This is a genomic window from Streptomyces sp. NPDC102279, assembly GCF_044766365.1.
Lineage (GTDB): Bacteria > Actinomycetota > Actinomycetes > Streptomycetales > Streptomycetaceae > Streptomyces.
Genome location: NZ_JBIWLU010000018.1, coordinates 89543 through 111959, shown reverse-complemented (window position 1 = coordinate 111959; position 22417 = coordinate 89543). Strand labels below are relative to the sequence as shown.

Sequence of the window (22417 nt, the reverse complement as noted above, 5' to 3'; positions counted from 1 at the left end):
TTCTGCTTGCAAGGGGCTGTTGTGCTCGTTTTGCTCGCGCTACAACAGCGGAGCCGAAACACGGGCTTAACGCTCGCCAGGCCTTGAGAGAAAGAGGCCAGATGATTGACGTCCTGGTCGTCGACGACGACTTCCGCGTCGCCGAGATCAACGCGCGCTACGTGGGGAAGGTTCCCGGATTCCGGGTGGCCGCCCGCGCACACAGCGCTGCCCAGGCCCTGGCCGCCGTAGAGCGCGCGCCCGTCGACCTGGTGCTGCTCGACCACTACCTGCCGGACCTGACAGGTCTGGAACTCGTCCACCGGATGCGCGAACGAGGTCACGGCACCGACGTCATCATGATCACCGCGGCCAGCGACGTGACGACCGTCCGGGCCGCGATGCGTCTGGGCGCCGTCCACTACCTGGTCAAGCCGTTCACCTTCACCGCGCTGCGCACCCGCCTCGACTCGTACGCCGCCCTTCGCCGCACGGTTGACCGGGTGGGTGGCCGGAGTGTGACCGGCCAGGAGCAGGTCGACCGGATGTTCGGCGCCCTGCGTGCCGCCCCCGCACCGTCCTCTCCAGGGCTGCCCAGCGGCCACTCGGAGCCGACCACGGACCTCATCTGCGGCGTACTGCACCGCGCGCACCAGCCCCTGTCGGCCCACGAGGTGGCCGCCGAGACGGGCCTCAGCAGGTCCACCGCCCAGCGCTACCTGCGCCACCTGGAACAGGCCGGCCGCCTGCGTCTCTCTCTCAAGTACGGCGACACGGGCCGCCCGGAACACCGCTACGCCTGGGTATCGCCCTAGCCCGACGTGAGGCGCAGGTCCTTCGGCCGAGCCGCGGAGAGCGCAGGGCCGTTCCACCCGGGGTGGTGACCTGCTCGACCCCTCTCAGACGGCCCCGGCGCCGGTGAGCGCGCGGACCTCGATCTCGGCGTGCTTGGCCTCGTCCGGCGGTTCGTGCGAGGTGACCGTGCCGAGCCAGCCCGCGACGAAGCCGAGGGGAATCGAGACGAGCCCGGGGTTCTCCAGCGGGAAGTACTGGAAGTCCACGCCAGGGAAGAGCGATCCGGGACTCCCGGACACCACCGGGGACAACAGCACGAGCAGCAGCGAGGGCACGAGTCCGCCGTATACGGCCCACACGGCTCCGCGGGTCGTGAAGTTGCGCCAGAACAGGGAGTACAGCAGCACGGGCAGGTTCGCGGACGCGGCGACCGCAAAGGCGAGGCCCACCAGGAAGGCCACGTTCAGATCGCGGGCCAGAAGCCCCAGGGCGATGGCGACCACGCCGATCCCGACCGACGCCGCACGCGCCACGGCGACCTCGCTGCGCGGCTTAGCGTGCCGTCGGCGCATCGAGGCGTACAGGTCGTGGGCCACTGCCGCCGAGGACGCCAGCGTGATCCCGGCGACGACCGCGAGAATGGTGGCGAAGGCGATGGCGGCGACGACCGCGAACAGAACCGTTCCACCCGTGGAGTCGACTCCGCCGCCGAGATCGAGGGCCAGCAGCGGAACGGCGGTGTTGCCCGCCGCGTTCGATCCGCGGACCGCCTCAGGACCGACGATCGCCGCCGCGCCGAAGCCCAGCACGATGGTCATCAGGTAGAAGCCGCCGATGAGTCCGATCGCCCACACCACCGAGCGGCGGGCGGCCCGTGCCGTCGGCACGGTGTAGAAGCGCGACAGGATGTGCGGCAGTCCGGCCGTCCCGAGAACCAGCGCGAGCCCGAGGCTCATGAAGTCGAAGCGCGCCGTCCAGTCCCCGCCGTACCTCAGCCCGGGCACGAGGAAGGCTTTGCCGTGTCCGCTGCGCGCCGCGGCGGAACGCAGCAACTCATTGAAGTCCCCGTGGAAGCGCACCAGGACGAGGGCGGTGAGGGCGACGGTCCCGCCCAGCAGCAGAACCGCCTTGACGATCTGGATCCACGTGGTCGCCCGCATCCCTCCCATCGACACATAGATCACCATGAGCGCGCCGACCCCGACGACCGTCCAGTTCCGCGCCGCCTCGCTCGTGCCTCCGAGCAGCAACGAGACCAGGCTGCCCGCGCCCACCATCTGCGCCACCAGATAGAGAACAGACACCGTTACGGAGGACGTTCCCGCCGCGATCCGCACCGGTCGCTCACTCATGCGGGCGGCGACGACGTCGGCGAGCGTGAACCGGCCGCAGTTGCGCACCAGTTCGGCGACCAGGAACAACACGACCAGCCAGGCCACCAGGAAGCCCACGACGTACAGCAGGCCGTCGTAGCCGTAGAGGGCGATGAGTCCTGTGACGCCGAGGAACGACGCGGCCGACATGTAGTCCCCGGAGATGGCAAAACCATTCTCCATCGGCGAGAACAACCGCCCGCCGGCATAGAACTCCTCCGCCGAACCGTGCCGGTTGCGGCTCACCCACGTCGTGATGGCCAGCGTCACCGCGACGAACGCGCTGAACAGCAGCAGCGCCAGGGTCTGATGGTTCCCGCTCACCGGTCACCACCTCTGACGTTGCGCGTCAGCTCCTGGGTGTCCCAGCGCAGGTCCAGCGCGGCCCGGTCCCTGCGCAACCGGGCGTGCCGTGCGTACGCCCAGGCCAGCACGAACGTCGTGAGGAACTGCCCGAGCCCCGCGATCAGCGCCACGTTCACCGCACCGGCCACCGGCCGTGCCATGAACCCCGGCGCCGTCGTCGCGGTCACCACATAGCCCACGTACCAGGGGAAGAAGACGGCGACGGCCGGGATCACGAACCTGCGGTACCGGCTGCGCACTTCCTGGAAGGCAGCACTTCGCTGCACCTCCAGATAGACGTCGGCCGCCCCGCCCGCCCGTCCGTCGTGCTCCGAGCGGGCAGGCGGCACGGCCGGAGCGGGTGCCCCCGTGCCGTCCAACTCACCCCAACCGGAAGCCAGCGCGTCGTACCAGGGGTCGTCGAACCGGACCTCCCCGGTGTCGCCGCCGTCGTGCTTCTCCACCGAACTCTCCTTGTCCGCGACCCGTTTTCAGCCGCGTACCCAAGGATGTGCAGATCGGGAAGATCCCGGACTCTTCTCCCTGCGCTCTTCACCCCATCAGGTGACTCAGCCCGCCGGTGGCCGTACGAGACCCTTCCCATAGGCGTAACGGACTGCTTGAGCACGGTCCTTGAGTCCTGTCTTGGCGAAGAGGTTGTTGATGTGGGTCTTCACCGTGGCCGTGGACACATGGAGTGTCCGGGCGATCTCCTGATTGCTGAGCCCCTCGGCGATCAGCAGGAGCACCTCGGTCTCGCGCGACGTGAGGCCGTCAGGCGCCTCCGGCGGCGGGCCGGGCTCCGGTTGCGGATCCGACAGACGCTCCAGCAGTCTTCGTTGCACGCTCGGCGACAGGCCCGCGTCCCCGGAGAGCACACTCTCCACGGCCCTCACGATCTCGTCACCCCCGGCGTCCTTGGTGAGATAGCCGCGGGCTCCCGCTCTGAGCGCGGGGAACAGCGACTCGTCGTCGGCGTACGTCGTCAGGACCACCACCTGCGTTCCCGGGTGCTCGGAACGGATGCGCCGGGTCGCCTCGACTCCGTCGCAGCGGGGCATCCGCAGGTCCATCAGCACGACGTCCGGCGCGAGGCTGGCCACCAGCTCCACCGCTTCGTTCCCGTCACCGGCGGCGCCGACGACCTCGATCCCGGGCAAGAGGCCCAGCAACATCACGATGCCCTCACGCACGACCGTCTGATCGTCCGCCACGACGACTCGGGCCGGCTTCCCGGCTTCCTCCCGCTCGGTCATACGGGCACCCTCAACGTCACCACGAACCCCTCCTCGCCCGGCCCGGCCTCCAGCGAGCCGCCCAGCAGCTCGGCACGCTCCCGCATGCCCAGCAGACCGTACCCGGCTCCCGAACCGCTGAGCTCGCCCGGCTTTCCTCCCGAGTCCCTCACATCCAGGGTCACTTCGTGCTCGCCGTAGTCCAGCCGGATGTGGACCTTGGCGCCCGGAGCATGCTTGCGTACGTTCGTCAGCGCCTCCTGAGCGACCCTGCGCACCGCCTGCGACGCCTCCGTCGGCAGCAGCTGACGTTCGCCCGTCACGGTGACGTCGGCCCGTTCATTGGTGATGACGAGCTCGCCGAGAAAGTCCTCCACCGGAGACATCTCACCCCGTAGCGCGGAGAGTGCCTGCCGGGTCTCCGCGAGCCCCTCGCGGGCCATGCCCCTGGCCGCCACGACCCGTTCGAGAACCGTCTCCTGGTCCGCGCCCCTCTCGATCAGCAGCCGCGCCGCCTCGAGGTGCACCAACTGCGCGGACAGGCTGTGGGCGAGCACGTCGTGGATCTCCCGAGCGATCCGGGCACGCTCCGCGAGAGCCGCCGACTCCGCCTCTGCCACCCGTGCCGCACGCTCCTGAGCCAGCAGCCGCTGCGCACTCCCTCGCGCCTCCGCGTCGAGGCGCAGGACGTACCCGGCGAGGGCCAGGCCGGTCGTGGTGGCAGCAGTGGTCAGCCAGGCGTCGTTGTTGACCGCGGCGAATGCGGACAGGGCAACCGCCGTGGCGGGCAGCGCGTACGCGAGGGGCAACCGTTCGATGGCACTGACGGCGCAGCCGCACAGCAGGACGAGAGACGGAACCCGGAACCCCACGCCCTGCCCCACCGTGGCGATCGTCAGCAGAGCGGCGAGCAGCCCCAGGGAGGGCAGCAGACGGTTCTCGAGCGTGGTCTGCCAGAAAGCCCAGGCGAGGAACCCGCACACCACGATGCCGACGGCGCCTCCGGCGAGGGCCCATCCGTTCAGCTCGGTGTTCGTGAGGGTCGTCGCGATGAGGATTCCGAGAGCGATGGAGCGCGTGACGCGGCCGAGCACGCGGCGGGCCGTGTGCACGCCCTCTCGCGAGAGGGCCTCCCGGGAAGGCCATCGTGTCCACGCGTTGTCGGTCACACGCGCTCCTTCCACCGGGCCTGAGGCACGCCGTCACCGTACGCCGGGGCCTGTCCGTACGCCGTCGGCTGCAGGGACTGCGCCCGCCACTTCACCACGCCGGCACGAACCAGCAGGGTGGCCGCCAGTCCGAGCATCAGGGCGGCGGAGTCCTGGTGCACGCCCAGCAGCGCGCCGAGGCCGAAGAGTCCGCCGCGCAGGCATATCCCCCCGATCCAGATGGCACCGCTCGCTTTGGTGCTCCTGCTCCACAGAGCGCCGTCCGGCTCGGTCCATATCCGGGTCGTCCACGCCCAGCCGGCTCCGATGGCCAACCCGATCACCAGCTCGGTGCCGAGCAGTACAGACGCCTCGACCCGGTGATGCGGGTCGATCAGGCCTGGTTCGCGCAGGGCGATGAAGGCAAGAACAGCGGGCACGAGCCACCAACGCCTGTCCGTGCCGATCCGGCGGGGACGGAACTGGCGCGCGATCACGAGGACGGCGACGGCGCAGATCACGACTGCGTTCATGAGCCCGGACATGCACGGCCTCCGTGGGCGAGGAGTGGATGTCGGCGGCGGGTGCTGCCGACATCCACGACGCTACGGAAATCGCCCGCTCGGCAGATCGGAGCACAGGTGGATCGCGGGTGGATCCTCCACGACCCCGCACCTCCACCCTCGGGTGGAGCCCCGCCCCTGACCAGGGCACGGGCCGGCCAAGAGCTTCGTCCCCCCTGCCCCCAACCCGGGGCCGGTGAGGGCGGAACCCCGAACTCGGGGCGCCGCCCACACCCCGTCCTCAATCACCGGAGGAGCTGGAATCCCAGCCACATGCGGCCCGCATCCGGCATGCGGTGTGGCGGGCCGTGGCGGTACATCACACGCCGTGGGAGCGCGGTGTCGAGGAGGGCGAGGACCTGCCCGTGCCCGACGACGCACCTCCGTCGCTCCCGACCGGATCGAGCAGCTCCCGCATCTCCGCCCACGTCTGACCCAACGGCGACGGACGGATGTACAAGTACGGCCCCGACGCTCACCGGACCGAGACGGCACCAGGACCCTCAAGCACCCGGAGGGCTACGCGTCGATGCGCGACCGGTCCAACGTCGCGGCCGAGCTGGAGATGAACTCCTTGCGCGGAGCCACGTCGTTACCCATCAGCAAGTCGAACACTTGCTCGGAAGCATCCAGGTCGGAGATGTTGATCCGCCGCAGCGTCCGGTAACGCGGATCCATCGTCGTCTCGGCCAACTGATCGGCGTCCATCTCACCGAGACCCTTGTACCGCTGGATCGAGTCCTTGTAGCGCACACCCTTGCGCTGGAACTCGAGCAGCGTCTCCCGCAGCTCACGGTCCGAGTACGTGTAGACGTACTTGTCCTGCCCCTTCTTGGGCTGGCTGAGCTCGATCCGGTGCAGCGGCGGCACCGCCGCGAACACCCGCCCCGCCTCGACCATGGGCCGCATGTAGCGCTGGAAGAGGGTCAGCAGCAGGATCCGGATGTGCGCGCCGTCCACATCGGCGTCGACGAGAAGGATGATCTTCCCGTAACGCGCCGCGTCGATGTCGAAGGTCCGGCCGGACCCGGCTCCTATGACCTGGATGATCGCGCCGCACTCGGCGTTCTTCAGCATGTCCGTGACGGACGCCTTCTGAACGTTGAGGATCTTGCCCCGGATCGGCAGCAGCGCCTGGAATTCGGAGTTCCTGGCCAGCTTCGCCGTACCGAGTGCGGAGTCGCCCTCGACGATGAACAGTTCGCTGCGCCCCACGTCGTCGCTGCGGCAGTCGGCGAGCTTGGCGGGCAGCGAGGAGGACTCCAGGGCCGTCTTCCGGCGCTGCGCGTCCTTGTGCTGACGGGCGGCGATCCGCGTACGGGCGGCCGATACGGCCTTCTCCATGACGACGCGCGCCTGGGCCGCGGCATCACGCTTCGTGGTGGTCAGGAAGGCCTTGAGTTCCTTGCTCACCACGTTGGTCACGATGCGGCGGGCCGCCGAGGTCCCGAGGACCTCCTTTGTCTGCCCCTCGAACTGGGGTTCGGCGAGACGCACGGTGACGACGACGGTGAGGCCCTCCAGGGCGTCGTCCTTGACGATGTCGTCCTCGGCGACCCGGAGCATCTTCTTGGCCCGCAGGACCTCGTTCATCGTCTTGGCCACGGCCTGCTCGAAGCCGGCGACGTGAGTGCCACCCTTGGGGGTGGCGATGATGTTCACGAAGGACCTGAGGGTCGTGTCGTATCCGGTGCCCCAGCGCATCGCGACGTCGACGCCGAGTTCACGGGTGACCTCGGTCGGGGTCATCTGCCCGTGCTCGTCGAGGACGGGCACGGTCTCCTTGAAGGTGCCCTGCCCGGAGAAGCGGAGCACGTCGCACACCGGCTTGTCGCTGGCCAGGTACTCGCAGAACTCGCTGATTCCGCCGTCGAAGCGGAACGACTCCTCACCCTTGCTGCCGCCCTCACCCAGCCCGAACTCGTCGCGGACGACGATGGTGAGCCCCGGAACCAGGAAAGCGGTCTGGCGGGCGCGCTGGTGGAGGTGCTCCAGGGAGAGCTTGGCATCCTTGAGGAAGATCTGGCGGTCCGCCCAGTAGCGCACGCGCGTACCCGTGCGGTTCTTCGGGACCCGCTTGACCTTGCGCAGCCCGGTCGTCGCGTCGAAGGCCGAGTCGGGCCCGTCGGCCTTGAAGGCTCCGGGGGTCCCGCGCCGGAAGCTCACCGCATGCGTGTTGCCGCTGCGGTCCACCTCGACGTCCAGACGGGCGGAGAGGGCGTTCACCACGGAGGCGCCCACGCCGTGCAGACCGCCGGAGGCCGCGTACGAGCCGCCTCCGAACTTTCCACCGGCGTGCAGCTTGGTCATGACGACCTCGACGCCGGAGAGCCCCGTCTTGGGCTCCACGTCGACGGGGATGCCACGGCCGTTGTCCTTCACCTCGACGGAGCCGTCGTCGTGCAGGATCACGTCGATGTGGTCGCAGTACCCCCCGAGGGCCTCGTCCACGGAGTTGTCGATGATCTCCCAGAGGCAGTGCATCAAGCCACGACTGTCGGTCGAGCCGATGTACATGCCAGGGCGCTTGCGGACGGCTTCGAGCCCCTCAAGGACGAGCAGGTGCCGCGCGGTGTAGTTGGAACCGTCCCGGTCTGCTCCGGTCAGCAGCGCTGTGGACGGCACGGACGTCTCGGCGGTCACGCGGTTCGCTCCTCGCTGAATTTCAGGTGGGACCCTTTTGGGTAAGGGCCCGGCTTCGGTTGCCGCTCAGAGGGTACCGAGGCCTGGTAGAGCCGTTGTAACGCCACCCTCGCACTAAACTCACACTAGTCCAGGGTCGTATGGGTGTTCGATCCCTCGATGGAGTGAAGTACATATCACGTTCCCTTCGAGGCATGAACCATTTAGGCTCCGGGCACGTCCTCATCAACAACCGGCAACCCAGCCGGGAGGACCGACCCCCCGACAGACAGCGCGAACCCGTACAGACACGAAGACACGCAATACGGCTCATTCGCCGCCAACCGGCAGCAGACAGCCGCCTCGAAAGAAAATTTCGAGGAAAAGCCGCGAGCGGGAACGTTTTCGGCCTGGTTGGATGTTGACCCTGGTACGACAGCTCGTCGAGCTAGAGAAGAGGCGACGTGACTACTGTTCTGACCCCCGCGAGCCCGCTGACGGCCGCTGACCGCTGCGACCGTTGCGGCGCCCAGGCATATCTGCGCGTCGTCCTCCTGAGCGGCGGAGAACTGCTCTTCTGCGCCCATCACGGTCGCAAGTTCGAGCCGGAACTCAAGAAGATCGCCGCTGAGATACAGGACGAGACGGAGCGGCTCACGTCCGCTCCCGAAAGCGTCAACGACGAAGAACACTGACCTTCGCATCAACGACGAGCGGGTGCCGGCGACAGGCCGGTGAGTGGGCGGTCGCTTCCTGGACTCCAGGGAGTGACCGCCCACACTCGTACCACGGCGCCTGAAGGCCTCAGTGAGCGCCTCCGAGCGCTTGGGCGGCCTCGGCCACCCGCGTATAGACGCCGGGGCTCCCAGGGCGCCCACAGCCGCTTCCCCAGGACACCAGACCGATGAGGCGTCCGTGGGCGACCAGTGGCCCACCACTGTCCCCCTGGCAGGCGTCCCGGCCGCCCCCGGGTTCGCCGGCGCACACCATGGACGCAGCGTCGTACGTGCCGTCCGCACTCCCCGGGTACGCCCGCTTGCAGGCGTCGTCGGACAGCACGTGCACGTCCGCGGCCCGCAGGTTGCGCGCGTAGTCGCCGCCCCCGGTCGTGTCGCCCCAGCCGTAGACCTTGGCGGCTGTCCCGGCCTCGTAGGCGGGATCTCCGGAGGGCGCCATGCGGATCACCGAAGCGGCGGGCAGCGGCTCGGAGAGCGTCAGCACGCCGAAGTCACCGGAGTTCGTGTCGCTGTCATAGTGCGGATTGACCCAGATATGGCGTACCGGGATCTCCTTCCCGTCACTGCCCAGCAGGTCCCCGCGGCCGGCGATGACCCTCAGATCGCGAGCTTCACGTGGTGGCGCGCCCAGCACGTCGCTGCCCAGACAGTGGGCGGCGGTCAGGACGGTGGTCGGGCCGATGACCACTCCTCCGCAGAACTGTCCCGCGCGCGTACCTCCGAACCGGTCACGGCTGGACAGCGCGACCGTCCATGGGCTCTCGGAGATCTGGACCGGGTAGCTGCCGACGACAACACTGTCGACCGCTGCGTGGGCGGGGGAGGTCAGCGGTATCACCGCTGCGGCGGCCGCAAGGGCCAGGACGGGGGCAAAGGGACGACGCATGCGCGCTCCTCACACTGGGATGACCATGGAACACCCACAGTGATCCAGCGGACACGGGGACGCACGCCGCGCACACACCGAGGGCCCGGCTCCCTTGCGGGAAACCGGGCCCTCGGTGACGTTCGGCCGAGGCCTAGTCGAGGTAGTCGCGCAGCACCTGCGAGCGCGACGGGTGACGAAGCTTCGACATGGTCTTGGACTCGATCTGGCGGATCCGCTCGCGGGTCACGCCGTACACCTTGCCGATCTCGTCGAGGGTCTTCGGCTGACCGTCGGTGAGACCGAAGCGCATCGAGACGACGCCCGCCTCGCGCTCGGACAGGGTGTCGAGAACGGAGTGCAGCTGCTCCTGCAGGAGCGTGAAGCTGACCGCGTCGGCCGGGACGACGGCCTCGGAGTCCTCGATGAGGTCACCGAACTCGCTGTCACCGTCCTCGCCCAGCGGGGTGTGCAGCGAAATGGGCTCGCGGCCGTACTTCTGGACCTCGATGACCTTCTCAGGGGTCATGTCGAGTTCCTTGGCCAGCTCCTCCGGGGTGGGCTCACGGCCCAGGTCCTGGAGCATCTGACGCTGCACGCGCGCGAGCTTGTTGATGACCTCGACCATGTGCACCGGGATACGGATGGTGCGGGCCTGGTCGGCCATGGCGCGGGTGATCGCCTGACGAATCCACCAGGTGGCGTACGTCGAGAACTTGTAGCCCTTGGTGTAGTCGAACTTCTCGACCGCGCGGATCAGACCGAGGTTGCCCTCCTGGATGAGGTCCAGGAAGAGCATGCCGCGGCCGGTGTAGCGCTTGGCCAGGGAGACCACCAGACGGAGGTTGGCCTCCAGGAGGTGGTTCTTGGCGCGGCGGCCGTCCTCGGCGATGATCTCCAGCTCGCGCTTGAGCTTGGGAGCGAGCTTGTCGGCGTTGGCCAGCTTGTCCTCGGCGAACAGACCGGCCTCGATGCGCTTGGCGAGCTCGACCTCCTGCTCGGCGTTGAGCAGCGGGACCTTGCCGATCTGCTTGAGGTAGTCCTTGACCGGGTCGGCGGTGGCACCGGCCACGGCGACCTGCTGGGCGGGCGCGTCGTCCTCGTCGTCGTCGGAGAGGACGAAGCCCTTGTTCTCGGCTCCCTCCTCTTCCTCCTCGCCGGCCTTGGCCGGGGTCTCCTCGGCCGCCTCGTCGTCGACGAGCTCGGCATCGTCCTTCTTGGCGGTGGTCTTCTTGGCCGCGGTCTTCTTGGCGACCGTCTTCTTGGCGACGGCCTTCTTCGCCGTCGTCTTCTTGGCGGCAGCTGTCTTGCCGCCGGACTCGTCCTCGGCCGGGTCGCCCGCGAGGGCGGCCGGAGCCGCGGTGGCGGTGGCCTTCTTGGCGGTCACCGTCTTCGCCGCCACTGTCTTGGTGGCGGTGCGCTTGGCCGGACTCTTCGCTGCGACGCTCTTTCGGGTGCGCTTGGGCTCCGCGGCACTGACCATCAGCGTCACACCCTCTTCCTCGAGGATCTGGTTGAGGCTGCGCAGTACGTTCTTCCACTGAGTGGCCGGAATCTGGTCAGCTTCGAAGGCCCGACGCACGTCATCGCCGGCGATCTGCCCCTCAGCCTTTCCCCGCTCGATGAGCGCCATGACAGAGACGGACTCGGCGATCTCCGGCGGGAGCGTACGGGATGTGCTGGCCGACACGAACAACCTCTCGGAACGTTGAAAAACGGCTTCCGGCTCCGTCCGCTGTGGACAGGAACCGACGACCGCCGACTTGGGGATGGGCCGACGGCGCGGGCGGATGCCGGGGAGAGGGACAGCGCCATGTACGGCGTCTGTATTCCCTCCTCGACTATCACCTCTTAGGTCATCGCGCTGCCCGGTTGAGCGTTACGCCCAATCTACGTGGCCCGAGTCACACCCCGTAAGCGCTCAAAAGAGGTCAGATCCGGTCGGACCAGGTCAGTCCATGGTCCGCCACGCGATCACGCCGTCGGGACCCTGCCGGATCGGGGAAGGATCCGGCAGGGTCCCGACGGGAAGGAGAGATGACTTCACCGGCCGATCGATGACCCGGACACGCGCCCGCCCCGGATCGCGTCACCCTCGGTACGCGATCAGTGCTCGCGCGGAGCGGGCACGACGCGCTCCACCTCGGGGTGGACCGTGAGCAGCTGCCGCATCGCCGTCTCGGCGGCCGTGCCGTCGGCAGCCGCGAGGGCGTCCACGATGCGGCCGTGGTGACCCAGGGAGGCCTCGTTCGGACGGTCACAGCCCGTGATCGGGGCTCCGGAGACCTGAAGAGCGGACGACACGATCCCGGAGAGGTGCTCCAGCATCCGGTTGCCCGCGAGCTGGATGAGCAGCGAGTGGAACTCGGCGTCGGCCCGCGAGAACGTGAGGGAGTCACCCTGCGACATGGCGTGGCCCATGATCTCGACCATGTCGCCGAGCCGCTGCTGGATGTCCTCCCGCCCGTGTCCGGCGGCCAGACGCGCCGCGAGCGGCTCGATGGTCCAGCGGAGCTCGCTCAGCTCGCGACGCTGGTCGTCCCGCTGGGGGCCGAAGGCACGCCACTCGATGATGTCCGGGTCCAGAAGGTTCCAGTCGCTCACGGGACGCACGCGCGTGCCGACGTTCGGGCGGGCACTGACCAGCCCCTTGGCCTCAAGGACACGGAGCGACTCACGGACGACGGTCCGGGAGACCTCGAATCGCTGGCCGATCTCCTCGGGCACGAGCGGACGGTCCGCGCCGAGGTCTCCGGAGACGATCATCTGACCGAGCTGCTGGACGAGTTGGCCGTGCAGTCCGCGTCCGCGGCTGCCCGCCGCGCGTCGGCCCACGCGCCCGAGCTCGGGCTCGGCGCTCTCCCACACGGGGGCGCTCACGCGGTCGACACCAGGAGCGTCGGCATAGGGGTAACGGTTGAGGTCGCCCGGGCCTGCCAGGCCGGAGTCGGAGGAGCGGGCGGCGGTCATCATGGTCTGCGCAAGGGTACTCACGGGTCTTTTGTCGGCGCCCGCCCCAACTCCCTTGAGGTCTTTGGTGAAAAGCACACGAAAGGGTGATCGCTCACCCCGTCGCAATTGACGCCTTATCGGAAAGAAATGGGCGTTCTTCGGGGAGTTGTGTACACAGCAGGAACGGAAGGGTGCGGACGGTCGTCACCGGACCCGGCTCCGCAGGGTCGTGAGCAGATATGCGCAGAGCAGAGCGGTCAACGACAACGTCAGAGCTCCGCCCACAGGTTGGACGAGCACCTCCACAACGGCCGCCAGATACCGCCCCCCGCCGAAAGGCCACTGCACCAGAACCAGCTCCCGCAACCGCTCGGAGAACCCGGCCGCCGTCCGCACAGACGGCCACTGCAAGACCTTTTGTACGAGTGGTACGACGACGATGGGCACGGCGAGAACCGCGGCGAGCCCGGCAGCGGTCGAGCGGAAGATGCCGGCGGCCAGCACACCGGCCCATGCGCAGCCGACGACGAGCCCGATCCAACTGGCGCCCAGCGAAAGCCAGTCAGCGGGAACGCTCGTCAGCTCCCGTCCGTAGACGAGGTAGAGCATTTCCAGGTCGCACCCGACCGCGAGGACGGCGAGCAGCAGGGCGGTCGCGGAGGCGACGAGGAGTTTGGCGGTGAGCAGTCCCAGTCGGCGCGGGACGGTGCCGCGGTCCGTGGCCAGGGCGGGGTGACGGAACTCCTCCCCGAACGCGAGGGCGCCCAGCAGCCCGGCGCCCAGCGCGGCGGGCGGCAGTGGGAGTTCCTGCGGCCAGGCGGCCAGGAGCCGCGCCTGGGGCGTGTGACCCATGCGGGCGAGGAGGACGGACAGGAGAGCCGAGGTGACGAGAACGGCCACCGTGGCGAGGTAACCGGTGCCGACCCCGGCGGACCGGCGCAGTTCGTAGCGCAGGGGTCGCAGCGGGCTTGGGGCATGGCGTACCGCGATGGGGGGCGGGAGGGGAGAGAGACCGTTCGCGGCCGGCGCTCCGGCTGGACGCGGTTCCTGGGTCCGGGACTCGTCCGCGTCCTTGCTCGGCCGCTCATCCTCCGCACCTGACACCTGCTCCCCCGCTTCGGAGGGCTGCGCGGAAGGGGGCCCCATGTCACCCACCTCGTCGGCGAGTTGGTGGACGAGGATGCCGTTCCGGAAAGCGGCCTCTCCGACATCCGCACAGGTGCTGCCGTATACCGAGAGACGGTTGCCCTCCTCACGCACCACTTCGACGGAGCGCTGCGTGGTGCGGGCCTCCTTGGTCAGGAGTGCGCCGAGCCGGGCGGCGTGCGGGCTGCGGACGACCACACGTGGGCGCAGCCGGGTGCGCGCGAAGTCCGCGGACTCCTGGTCCGCGACGAGCCGTCCCTGCTCCAGGGTGACGACCCGGTCGGCGGTCCGGGCAGCTTCCTTGGGGTCGTCCGTGGTGAACAGCACTGTGCCGCCCTGCGACGCGTGGGCGCGCAGAATCCCGTGCAGCCAACGGGCTTCTCGGGGGGAGAGCCCGTCCGCGGGATCGTCGAGCACGAGGGTGTGCGGGTCGGACAGGAGCGCGGACGCCAGCCCGAGGCGGCGGTCCATGCCGCGGGAGAGCGTGCCCAGCCGCTCGTCGCGGAGGCTGACGAGCCCCACCACTTCGAGCACTTCGTCCGCTCTGCGTACGGGCACGCCGACGGCGGCGCACAGCATGCGGAGTTGGCCGCGGACCGTGCGGGCCGAATGGCCGGGCACCTCACCCATGACGACGCCGACCTCGCGCGACGGATGGGCGATCCTGTGCAGCGGCCTCCCCCGGAAGTAGGTGATTCCGCGACCCTGTTGGAGTTCGAGCATGAGCTTCAACGCCGTCGTCTTGCCGGCGTCCGGGGCTCCGAGAAGCGCTGTGACACGGCCCGCGTGCGCATCGAAGGACACGTCGTCAACGGCGGGCGGGTGCTCCTTGCGGGTGTTGCTGGTCAGTCCGATGGCCTGGATCACCCAAAGCAAGATAGCGCGACATAAAGGATTTTCCGGGCACCATGCGGCTTGTCCCGGACATGCTTCGTGACACTTGCGAGCATGTCGAGGCGCGGAGGCCCGAAACGGTGTCCGCTCCCCGCTCGTCAGACCTCGGGGCGCAGCATCGGCGGATTGAGGAGCGTGGCACCGCCCGCGCGGAACAACTGGGCGGGGCGGCCACCCTGGCGGGTGGTCGTGCCGCCGGTGGGCACCAGGAATCCCGGCGTGCCCGTCACCTTGCGATGGAAGTTGCGCGGGTCCAGCACCACGCCCCACACCGCCTCGTAGACACGGCGCAGCTCGCCGACAGTGAACTCGGTCGGGCAGAAGGCCGTCGCCAGGGACGAGTATTCGATCTTGGAGCGGGCGCGCTCCACGCCGTCCGAGAGGATCTGGGCGTGGTCGAAGGCGAGGGGCGCAGCCTGCTCCCCGTCCCGGCCGTACCCGCCCTGCTGGAGAAGCTCCTCGACCGGTGCCCAGCGGGCGCTGTTCGCGTCGCCGCCGGCCCGGGGCGCGGGCAGATCGGGGGCCAGCGCCAGGTGCGCGACGCTGACCACCCTCATCCGGGGGTCCCGCTTGGGGTCTCCATAGGTCGCGAGCTGCTCGAGGTGCGCGCCGTTGTCCTGCGCCGGCACGGAGGGGTCGTGGGCACTCAGCCCGGTCTCCTCGGCCAGTTCACGCGCAGCAGCCTGGGCAAGATCCTCGTCGTCCCGTACGAAACCGCCGGGCAGTGCCCACCGTCCCTGGAAGGGCTGCTCTCCCCGCCGTACCGCCAACGCGCACAGGGCATGCCGGCGCACGGTCAGCACGACCAGGTCCACGGTCACGGCGAAGGGCGGAAAGGCTGACGGGTCGTAGGGCATGCCGCGATCATAGTCGTCTTCCTGACGATAAACACCTCGTTCGTCAGCTCCGACCATGGTTGATCGTTTTCTGTCCGGTAACACACCCGCCCGTCGAGAGCCCGGGCCGCAGTACGCGTTCCAGGACGTCACAGCCCCAACTGCAGTCCGTCACCCGCCTCCTCGACCATGGCGAGCCCCAGTCTGCTGACGCGCACGGAGAAGGGGGCTCCCGAGATCCGCAGGCCGGTGAGCCCGATCTCGCCCAGAGGCGCAGCGCGGAACGGACGCAGGGTGACCGTCCCGGCGGGCGCATCGGGGCGGATCCCGGCCAGTGTGCTGAGCAGCAGCACTCCGGCCGCCGCGGAGACGGCCGCCGGCCGTGAGGCAGCTGGGTGCGGCAGCGGGGCGCTGCCCTCCGTGCGCTGCTCCCCGGCATACATGTCCGGGAGGCGGTGGCCGAAGGACTGGGCAGCCGCGAGGACTCCGCACAGCAGTGGGGCCGCCTCCTTCTCATAACCCGCGGCGGCCAGCCCGGCGACCGCCACGGCCGTCTCCTGAACGCGCACGGCCCCCGCGCGGTGACCGAACGGGTTGTACGCCGCCTCCTTCGCCCCCAGGCTGCGCAACCCCCAGCCTGAGTCCATGGCCGGGCTTCCGAGCAGCCGCGCGAGCTGCTCGGTGCGGACCTTGTCGAGCAGGCCGGGAGCCGACTCACCGGAGCCGAGCAGTCCGGTGTCGAGGAGATGGGCGGCACTCGAGCCGAGCTGGGTCGCGAGACGCCCGTCCGGTGTCCGCGCGGCGGCCGGTCTGCCTCCGCCCAGGTCATCGACCCAGAAGTCGTCACGGAACGCCGTGCGCACCTTTTGAGCCCACTGCCGCAGTCCCAGACCCCCCGTCCGGCCGTACGCGTCGAGCAGATCGGCGCCGAGCAGCGCCGCGCGGTGCGCGTGGGCCTGGGTCTCACAGCGAAGCGGTCCACTCGGCTGCGCGTCGGAGAGGTACGTGCCGTCGCCGACCGTGGTCCGCAGCCACTCGAGGCAGCGCTCGGCCGCGGGGAGCAGTTCCTCGACCTCCGGCTCCGGGAGCCCCCACCTCCGGGCTTCCGCGAGAAGTACCGGGAAGAGCAGCGTGGCCTCCGTCGCCGTGCAACCCGGCGGCAGGTGCGGCCCGGCGTCCCGGAGCGGCCCCGGAATCAGCCCGCCACGCGGTCCCGGACCGGCGAGCTGCGTGCGTGCCAGTGTTCGCAGTGTGCCGACGGCGAGACGCGTCCCAAGGGGCAACGTCATCCGGGCCGCCACCAGGGCGTCAGCCGGTGCCAGCCCGCACCGCCACGGCGCGCCCGCCGCCAGGTGGATGTCGGCCGGGTGCCGGGGATCGCGCAGCAGCAACGCCTGGAGATCCTCGACGGACGTCCGCAGGAGGGCCTCGGCGCCGAGCCTGTCGCTCACTGCTCGCGCCGAGGAGAACGGGCTCGCCGCGCCCCGGCCGACACTCCTGATCGGTCCCGCCCCGTCCAGGCGGACCCGCAGCTCCGCGCTCCAGGTGCCGCCGGGCGACAGTTCGATCTCCCAGCGCAGCAGTCCCGCCGAGGCCAGGGCGTCGGTGGGCGCCGGATCAGCGGTCACCGCAGCGTGCCCCGTGGTAGACGACCAGCGCAGTCCGGCGGCGTGGACGCTGGCCGCCAACTCGGGTCCTGGGCGGCCGGACGCGATGGATCCCAGTTCGGCGAGATCCGTCCCGAGGGCGATCTCGACGGGCAGACGCAGCGTGCGCGGGGACGAACTCCGCAGGGTGATCCGCTCGGTTCCGTCCGCATGGCGTGTCCGTTCGACGAGCACATCCGGGTCGGGTCCCGCGTCGGGAGCCACACGCAGGGTGCCCACGAAGCGGACCACGTCGGCCGCGACCATGCGTGCCTGTACGGGGAGCGGGTCCTTTCCCGCGACACTCAGCCGGCAGCGCGACAGCAGGCGGCGCCCCGCCTGGTAGAAGCCCTCGAGTCCACGGCCGTTCAGCTGTCCCTCTTCTGTGGAGATCGCCAGCCCTGGAAGCGCGACACAGATCAGGGTGGTGTGGGCGGGCGGCAGCTCCCCCGCCCGGCCGGGTACGCCAGAGGGTGGCTGCGACGTGGCGGGGCCGCGCCCTCCTGGAACGGAGGGCGACCTGATGTCCCGGCCCGCTCGGGGGGCCACCGGGTCGCCCCTGCGTCTGACGGGTTGCGCTGGGTCGGTCACGGACGGGCGGGCGTCGTCGGGGGCAGAGTACGGACTGGTCCTGGGCATCGGGTGGCTTCCTCCGCGCTCGGTGCGCCTGGAGCGCGTTCGGCGCCTGGTGGGTGGCTCCGTGGAGTTCGGAGGTGTTGCTGCGGCGCAACCCGGCCCCGGACTCCGCCACTCAGGTGAACGGGGCAGCCCCGCCCGGGGTCACGCTCTCGCCCTGCCAAGCCGACCGAATGGCGGCGGGCAGGACACCGGGCGATACCCGGCCGCCCCTGGGGTCGCATGGCCGCCATCTCCCCAGAGCGGACATGGAGCGTCCTGACGGTCGAGGGGTGCTCACCGCCCCGGTGGCGCCTCACCCCGCCCCGGGCGTGCGCGAGGACGGCCCCCGTCACGCTGCCCTCCCGCGCCCGTGCACTCCCCCACTCCGCGGGCGCCCGGCTCACCCGTCCTCCTCGGCGCCCCGCCCTCCACCGTCACCCGAGACGTGCAGGTGCACGTCTTCCCTCTCCCCGTCTCGGCCCGGCCGATCCCCGACCCGGGAGGGCTCGCTGATCGGACGACTCCCCTGGCCACCTGCCACCGCAGGGCCGCGCCGGGCCGGACGGGCACCGCCGTTCACCCTCGTACGGGTCCGTCGGCGGCGCCGGGACGCGGGTGGCGCGGTAGGTGCGCCAGGCCCGTGGGACTTCGCGGTCGGGTCCGCCGAGGGAAGGGACGCATCGGAATCGGATGCCCCTTGCTCTTGTGCCGGGCCGCGACCGGTGCGTTCCGCGCGCAGGCAGCGGCGGATGGACTCCGGATCCAGACCTTCGTTGCACGCCTGGTGGAGGAGCCGGGCGAACAGGTAGTCGGGGTCGGAGCCGAGGGCCATGGCAAGAGCTTCCCGGGCCTCCAGTTCGTCGCCCGTGGACCAGGCGACCCATCCGGCGAGGCTGAGAGGTGCGGCGGCGTGCTCGCGGTAGGGGCCGACACAGCGGCGGGCCAGCGCTCGCCACAGACGCAGCGCCGGGCCCGCTTCGTCGCCCTCCATCCACTCCGCGGCGCGGTCGCGGGTCGTGCGGTCCTGGAGAGCAAGGATCAGTGTGGCGGCCTCCTCGTCCTCCAGGAGTCCGTCGTCACGCAGGTCGGCCGGACGCATCCCGGGCACGGAGGGAACGGCCGCCAGTCGGTCCGTGATCCGCCGGGCCAGTGTCAAGGCTTCCTCGGCCACCTCGGTGCGGCCGACGTCCTCCAGGATCCTCGGCACGAGAGCCATGCTTGCGGTGTCGAGGGCCGCCTCCTGGCCCGGCGCGGCGGTGGTCTCCCAGGGAGTGAGCCTGGCCGTCAACTCGCGCAGGGAACCGCGCACCTGAAGACCGGCGTAGGTCGCGGCTGCGGCCAGCACGGACGTGCCGGGAAGTCCCATCGACGAGCCTTCCGGAGGGCAGCACCCCTGGCCGGGGCAGGTGTACGACCAGAAGCGGCCGTCGGAGATGCAGAGCGCCTCGATCACCGGAACGTCGAGACGTCCACAGGCCGTGCGCAGCAACTGCGCGAGCGGGCGGAGCCGTTCCATGACGTCGCGCCCCGACTCGCCGGCTCCGGGTTCCTGGCAGAGGTAGGCGACCATGCTCTCGGGCCGGGCTCCGCGGCGCTCGCTCCCTTTGATCAGGCCCTGCGCCAACTGGTCGGAGACGGACGGCCAGTCCTCCGCCTGCGCGGGGATTCCGAGGCGGGCCCGGCCACCGAACCTGCCCCGCCGCTCCCGGTCGTGCAGCGCGACCAGCACGATGCTGTCCTCTGGGCGGTACCCCAGGAGATAGGGCAGCGCGTCGGCCAGCTCCGCCGGGGTCCGCAAGGTCACCTGATGCGTGACCTCGTGGTCTCCACCGCCACCATCCGGGCGCCCCGGCGCGCCCGGGGCGCCCGGGGCTGTCGGCCCGTCGGGAATCGTCGGCCCACCCGCGACCGCAGCGTCAGGCGGCCCGCCCGCGTCACCCGCGCTCGCCGAACCGTCCGCGTGACAGTCTCCGGCGGCTTGGCCCGCGCTTCCCAGGCGCTCCGCTCCGGAAGCACCGATGCCGCCGGCGTTCGCCGGGCGTTCGGCGTGATGCCCGGGCAGAGCGGAGCCGTCGCAGTCCGATCGACCACGCGGGACACCCCACCCGCCGGATGCCGCTCGGTGACGCGCCCGGCTCCGGCCGCCCTGCGCGTCGTCTCCGGTCGGCTGGGGACGCGTGCGGCCGGCGCCCAGTGCGCCCATCGTGTTGCTGTTCTCGTCACCGGACATGTCGATCGCTTCGTCATGATTCGTCATGGGGTGACCATCTCGCGGATCACAGAATTCCGGTTTGACCTGTGGATAACCGTGGCCATGATCACGCCAAAGATTGTCCACAGGTAGACGCCTCGTTCGCGGTTTGTCCGACCCATCGGGTTGCATGGAGCCATGACCAACGAAGACCCGCGCCCCACAGCCACTGACATCGCACCAGGCGCTGCCCGCGAAGAGCTGCGGGCAGCCGCCGACACCGTCCTGGCCCGGCTCGTCGGCGCCCGGGAGGGCGAGGCGCGTCTGCGCGAGGATCAGTGGCTCGCCATCGAGGCGCTGGTGGCCGACAAGCGCAGAGCACTGGTCGTGCAGCGCACCGGCTGGGGCAAGTCCGCGGTGTACTTCGTCGCGACCGCGCTGCTGCGCGAGCGGGGCGCCGGCCCCACCGTGATCGTCTCTCCGCTTCTCGCGCTCATGCGCAACCAGGTCGAGGCGGCCGCCCGTGCCGGCATCCGCGCGCGGACGATCAACTCCTCCAACACGGAGGAGTGGGACACCATCCAGGCCGAGGTGGCGGCGAGCGAGGTCGACGTCCTGCTGGTGAGTCCGGAGCGGCTCAACAACCCCGACTTCCGCGACCAGGTGCTCCCCAAGCTGGCCGCCGCCACGGGCCTCCTGGTGGTCGACGAAGCGCACTGCATCTCCGACTGGGGCCACGACTTCAGGCCCGACTACCGCCGTCTGCGCACCATGCTCGCCGACCTGCCGCCCGGCGTCCCGGTGCTGGCGACCACCGCGACGGCCAACGCGCGCGTGACGGCCGACGTCGCCGAACAGCTCGGCACCGGGGGCAGCACCGACGCCCTGGTCCTGCGCGGCCCGCTGGACCGGGAGAGCCTGAGCCTGAACGTACTGCGGCTGCCCGACGCCGCGCACAGGATGGCCTGGCTCGCTGAGCATCTCGACGATCTGCCGGGCTCCGGCATCATCTACACCCTCACGGTGGCCGCCGCCGAGGAGGTCACCGCGTTCCTGCGCCAGAGCGGGTACACCGTGACGTCGTACACCGGGAAGACGGAGAACGCGGACCGCCAGCAGGCCGAGGAGGATCTGCTCGCCAACCGCGTCAAGGCCCTGGTCGCCACATCGGCGCTCGGGATGGGCTTCGACAAGCCCGACCTGGGATTCGTGGTCCACGTCGGCTCCCCCTCCTCCCCCATCGCCTATTACCAGCAGGTGGGACGCGCGGGCCGTGGTGTGGAGCACGCGGAGGTGCTGCTCCTGCCGGGCAAGGAGGACCAGGCGATCTGGGAGTACTTCGCCTCGATCGCCTTCCCACCCGAGGAGCAGGTGCGGCGCACGCTGGACGTGCTGGCCCGGGCCGAGCGTCCGCTCTCGCTGCCCGCGCTTGAACCGCTGGTGGACCTGCGCAGGTCCCGTCTGGAGACCATGCTCAAGGTGCTCGACGTGGACGGCGCCGTGCACCGGGTCAAGGGCGGCTGGATCTCCACGGGGACACCCTGGACGTACGACACCGAGCGCTACGCCTGGGTCGCCAAGCAGCGCGCCGCGGAACAGCAGGCGATGCGCGACTACGTCTCGACGACCGACTGCCGTATGGAGTTCCTGCGGCGGCAGCTGGACGACGAGGGAGCCGCACCGTGCGGGCGTTGCGACAACTGCGCGGGCGCCAGGTTCCAGGCATCCGTGTCCTCCGCCGCCCTGGACGCGGCGAACGGGGAACTCGGGCGCGCGGGCGTCGATGTCGAGCCCCGCAAGATGTGGCCGACCGGACTGCCCGCGGTCGGCGTCGACCTGAAGGGACGTATCCCGGCCGGCGAACAGGCCTCTCTGGGGCGTGCTCTTGGACGGCTGTCGGACATCGGCTGGGGCAACCGGCTGCGGCCCCTGCTGGCACCGCAGGCACCGGACGGTCCTGTACCGGACGACGTCGCCAAGGCGGTGGTCGGCGTCCTGGCCGACTGGGCGAAGGGCCCGGGGGGCTGGTCCTCCGGGCAGCCCGACGCGCAGCCCCGACCGGTCGGCGTCGTGACCGTGGCATCCCGCTCGCGGCCACAGCTGATCCGGTCGCTCGGCGCGGGCATCGCGGAGATCGGCCGCCTCCCCCTGCTGGGATCCGTGGAGTACGTCGGCGACGGCGCGCACATCTCCCGGAGCAACAGCGCTCAACGGTTGAAGGCGTTGGACGGCGCGTTGTCGGTGTCACCGGAGCTGGCCGCCGCCCTGAAGGAAGCCGCAGGTCCGATTCTGCTGGTGGACGACGCCACGGAGACGGGCTGGACACTCGCCGTGGCCGCGCGGATGCTGCGCAGAGCCGGGGCTCAGGGAGTGTTGCCGCTGGTCCTCGCCGTGCAAGCGTGACCCGCGTGTCCCCGGGCTGAACACCGGGCAGGTATATAGGCGGCCAATCGCCAGAAAACGGCCTGCGGC

Annotated in this window: 17 protein-coding genes; 4 read left to right on the top strand and 13 right to left on the bottom strand. The window is 70.2% G+C overall.

Going from position 1 to position 22417, the window contains the following annotated elements:
* Positions 1-101 precede the first annotated feature (101 nt).
* Positions 102-794: a response regulator gene (locus ACIRQH_RS36665; protein ID WP_358819506.1), complete on the top strand. Its 693-nt coding sequence runs from the start codon at positions 102-104 to the stop codon at positions 792-794.
* Between the two features lie 84 nt (positions 795-878).
* Here ACIRQH_RS36665 and ACIRQH_RS36660 read toward each other — a convergent pair whose 3' ends face one another.
* From ACIRQH_RS36660 to ACIRQH_RS36640, 5 genes are all read right to left on the bottom strand, one after another.
* Positions 879-2471 carry a cation acetate symporter gene (locus ACIRQH_RS36660; RefSeq protein ID WP_358819507.1) on the bottom strand — a complete coding sequence of 531 codons (1593 nt, stop codon included), beginning with the start codon at positions 2469-2471 and terminating at the stop codon, positions 879-881.
* Entirely contained in the window at positions 2468-2956 is a 489-nt protein-coding gene (locus ACIRQH_RS36655) for a DUF485 domain-containing protein (protein WP_358819508.1), read from the bottom strand. The genes ACIRQH_RS36660 and ACIRQH_RS36655 overlap by 4 nt, the downstream gene beginning before the upstream one ends.
* A gap of 105 nt (positions 2957-3061) precedes the next feature.
* Positions 3062-3748, bottom strand: coding sequence for a response regulator (locus ACIRQH_RS36650; protein ID WP_388867628.1), 687 nt, complete (start codon positions 3746-3748; stop codon positions 3062-3064).
* Entirely contained in the window at positions 3745-4896 is a 1152-nt protein-coding gene (locus tag ACIRQH_RS36645; protein WP_404229390.1) for a sensor histidine kinase, read from the bottom strand. Before ACIRQH_RS36645 ends, ACIRQH_RS36650 begins: the two co-directional genes overlap by 4 nt.
* Positions 4893-5420: a DUF1453 domain-containing protein gene (locus tag ACIRQH_RS36640; protein ID WP_404229387.1), complete on the bottom strand. Its 528-nt coding sequence runs from the start codon at positions 5418-5420 to the stop codon at positions 4893-4895. Before ACIRQH_RS36640 ends, ACIRQH_RS36645 begins: the two co-directional genes overlap by 4 nt.
* 326 nt (positions 5421-5746) lie before the next feature.
* Here ACIRQH_RS36640 and ACIRQH_RS36635 point away from each other — a divergent pair, with 326 nt between their 5' ends.
* On the top strand, positions 5747-5872 hold the full coding sequence (locus tag ACIRQH_RS36635; protein WP_388867637.1) for a hypothetical protein: 126 nt from the start codon (positions 5747-5749) through the stop codon (positions 5870-5872).
* An 85-nt stretch (positions 5873-5957) separates the two neighbouring features.
* Here the strand turns inward: ACIRQH_RS36635 and ACIRQH_RS36630 are convergent, their stop codons facing one another.
* Positions 5958-8081: a DNA topoisomerase IV subunit B gene (locus ACIRQH_RS36630; protein WP_358819512.1), complete on the bottom strand. Its 2124-nt coding sequence runs from the start codon at positions 8079-8081 to the stop codon at positions 5958-5960.
* Positions 8082-8524: 443 nt separating this feature from the next.
* On the opposite strand from ACIRQH_RS36630, the gene ACIRQH_RS36625 reads away from it, so the two are divergent.
* Entirely contained in the window at positions 8525-8755 is a 231-nt protein-coding gene (locus ACIRQH_RS36625; RefSeq protein WP_081219811.1) for a hypothetical protein, read from the top strand.
* A 109-nt stretch (positions 8756-8864) separates the two neighbouring features.
* Here the strand turns inward: ACIRQH_RS36625 and ACIRQH_RS36620 are convergent, their stop codons facing one another.
* The 7 genes from ACIRQH_RS36620 to ACIRQH_RS36590 all read right to left on the bottom strand — a co-directional run bounded on the left by ACIRQH_RS36620 (position 8865) and on the right by ACIRQH_RS36590 (position 19558).
* On the bottom strand, positions 8865-9683 hold the full coding sequence (locus ACIRQH_RS36620; protein WP_404229383.1) for a S1 family serine peptidase: 819 nt from the start codon (positions 9681-9683) through the stop codon (positions 8865-8867).
* A 133-nt stretch (positions 9684-9816) separates the two neighbouring features.
* Positions 9817-11352, bottom strand: coding sequence for an RNA polymerase sigma factor (locus ACIRQH_RS36615; RefSeq protein ID WP_388867642.1), 1536 nt, complete (start codon positions 11350-11352; stop codon positions 9817-9819).
* Between the two features lie 416 nt (positions 11353-11768).
* Complete coding sequence (locus ACIRQH_RS36610) at positions 11769-12656, bottom strand: FadR/GntR family transcriptional regulator (protein WP_388867645.1); 888 nt, start codon at positions 12654-12656, stop codon at positions 11769-11771.
* A gap of 162 nt (positions 12657-12818) precedes the next feature.
* Positions 12819-14627, bottom strand: a complete 1809-nt coding sequence (locus tag ACIRQH_RS36605) for an ATP-binding cassette domain-containing protein (protein WP_388867648.1) — start codon at positions 14625-14627, stop codon at positions 12819-12821.
* 125 nt (positions 14628-14752) lie between these two features.
* A complete protein-coding gene (locus tag ACIRQH_RS36600) occupies positions 14753-15511 on the bottom strand; it encodes an NUDIX hydrolase (RefSeq protein WP_358819517.1) in 759 nt (252 codons plus the stop codon).
* A gap of 128 nt (positions 15512-15639) precedes the next feature.
* Positions 15640-17556: a glycogen debranching N-terminal domain-containing protein gene (locus ACIRQH_RS36595; RefSeq protein ID WP_404229456.1), complete on the bottom strand. Its 1917-nt coding sequence runs from the start codon at positions 17554-17556 to the stop codon at positions 15640-15642.
* A 598-nt stretch (positions 17557-18154) separates the two neighbouring features.
* A complete protein-coding gene (locus tag ACIRQH_RS36590) occupies positions 18155-19558 on the bottom strand; it encodes a DUF4192 domain-containing protein (protein ID WP_404229378.1) in 1404 nt (467 codons plus the stop codon).
* 585 nt (positions 19559-20143) lie between these two features.
* Between ACIRQH_RS36590 and ACIRQH_RS36585 the strand changes: the two genes are divergently transcribed.
* On the top strand, positions 20144-22348 hold the full coding sequence (locus ACIRQH_RS36585) for a RecQ family ATP-dependent DNA helicase (protein WP_404229375.1): 2205 nt from the start codon (positions 20144-20146) through the stop codon (positions 22346-22348).
* Positions 22349-22417 lie beyond the last annotated feature (69 nt).

What these genes read in the sequence shown, in the direction of transcription:
- ACIRQH_RS36665 (WP_358819506.1), top strand. Translation starts at nt 102, where the DNA reads ATGATTGACGTCCTGGTCGTCGACGACGACTTCCGCGTCGCCGAGATC.
- ACIRQH_RS36650 (WP_388867628.1), bottom strand. Translation starts at nt 3,748, where the DNA reads ATGACCGAGCGGGAGGAAGCCGGGAAGCCGGCCCGAGTCGTCGTGGCG.
- ACIRQH_RS36640 (WP_404229387.1), bottom strand. Translation starts at nt 5,420, where the DNA reads ATGTCCGGGCTCATGAACGCAGTCGTGATCTGCGCCGTCGCCGTCCTC.
- ACIRQH_RS36620 (WP_404229383.1), bottom strand. Translation starts at nt 9,683, where the DNA reads ATGCGTCGTCCCTTTGCCCCCGTCCTGGCCCTTGCGGCCGCCGCAGCG.
- ACIRQH_RS36600 (WP_358819517.1), bottom strand. Translation starts at nt 15,511, where the DNA reads ATGCCCTACGACCCGTCAGCCTTTCCGCCCTTCGCCGTGACCGTGGAC.
- ACIRQH_RS36585 (WP_404229375.1), top strand. Translation starts at nt 20,144, where the DNA reads ATGACCAACGAAGACCCGCGCCCCACAGCCACTGACATCGCACCAGGC.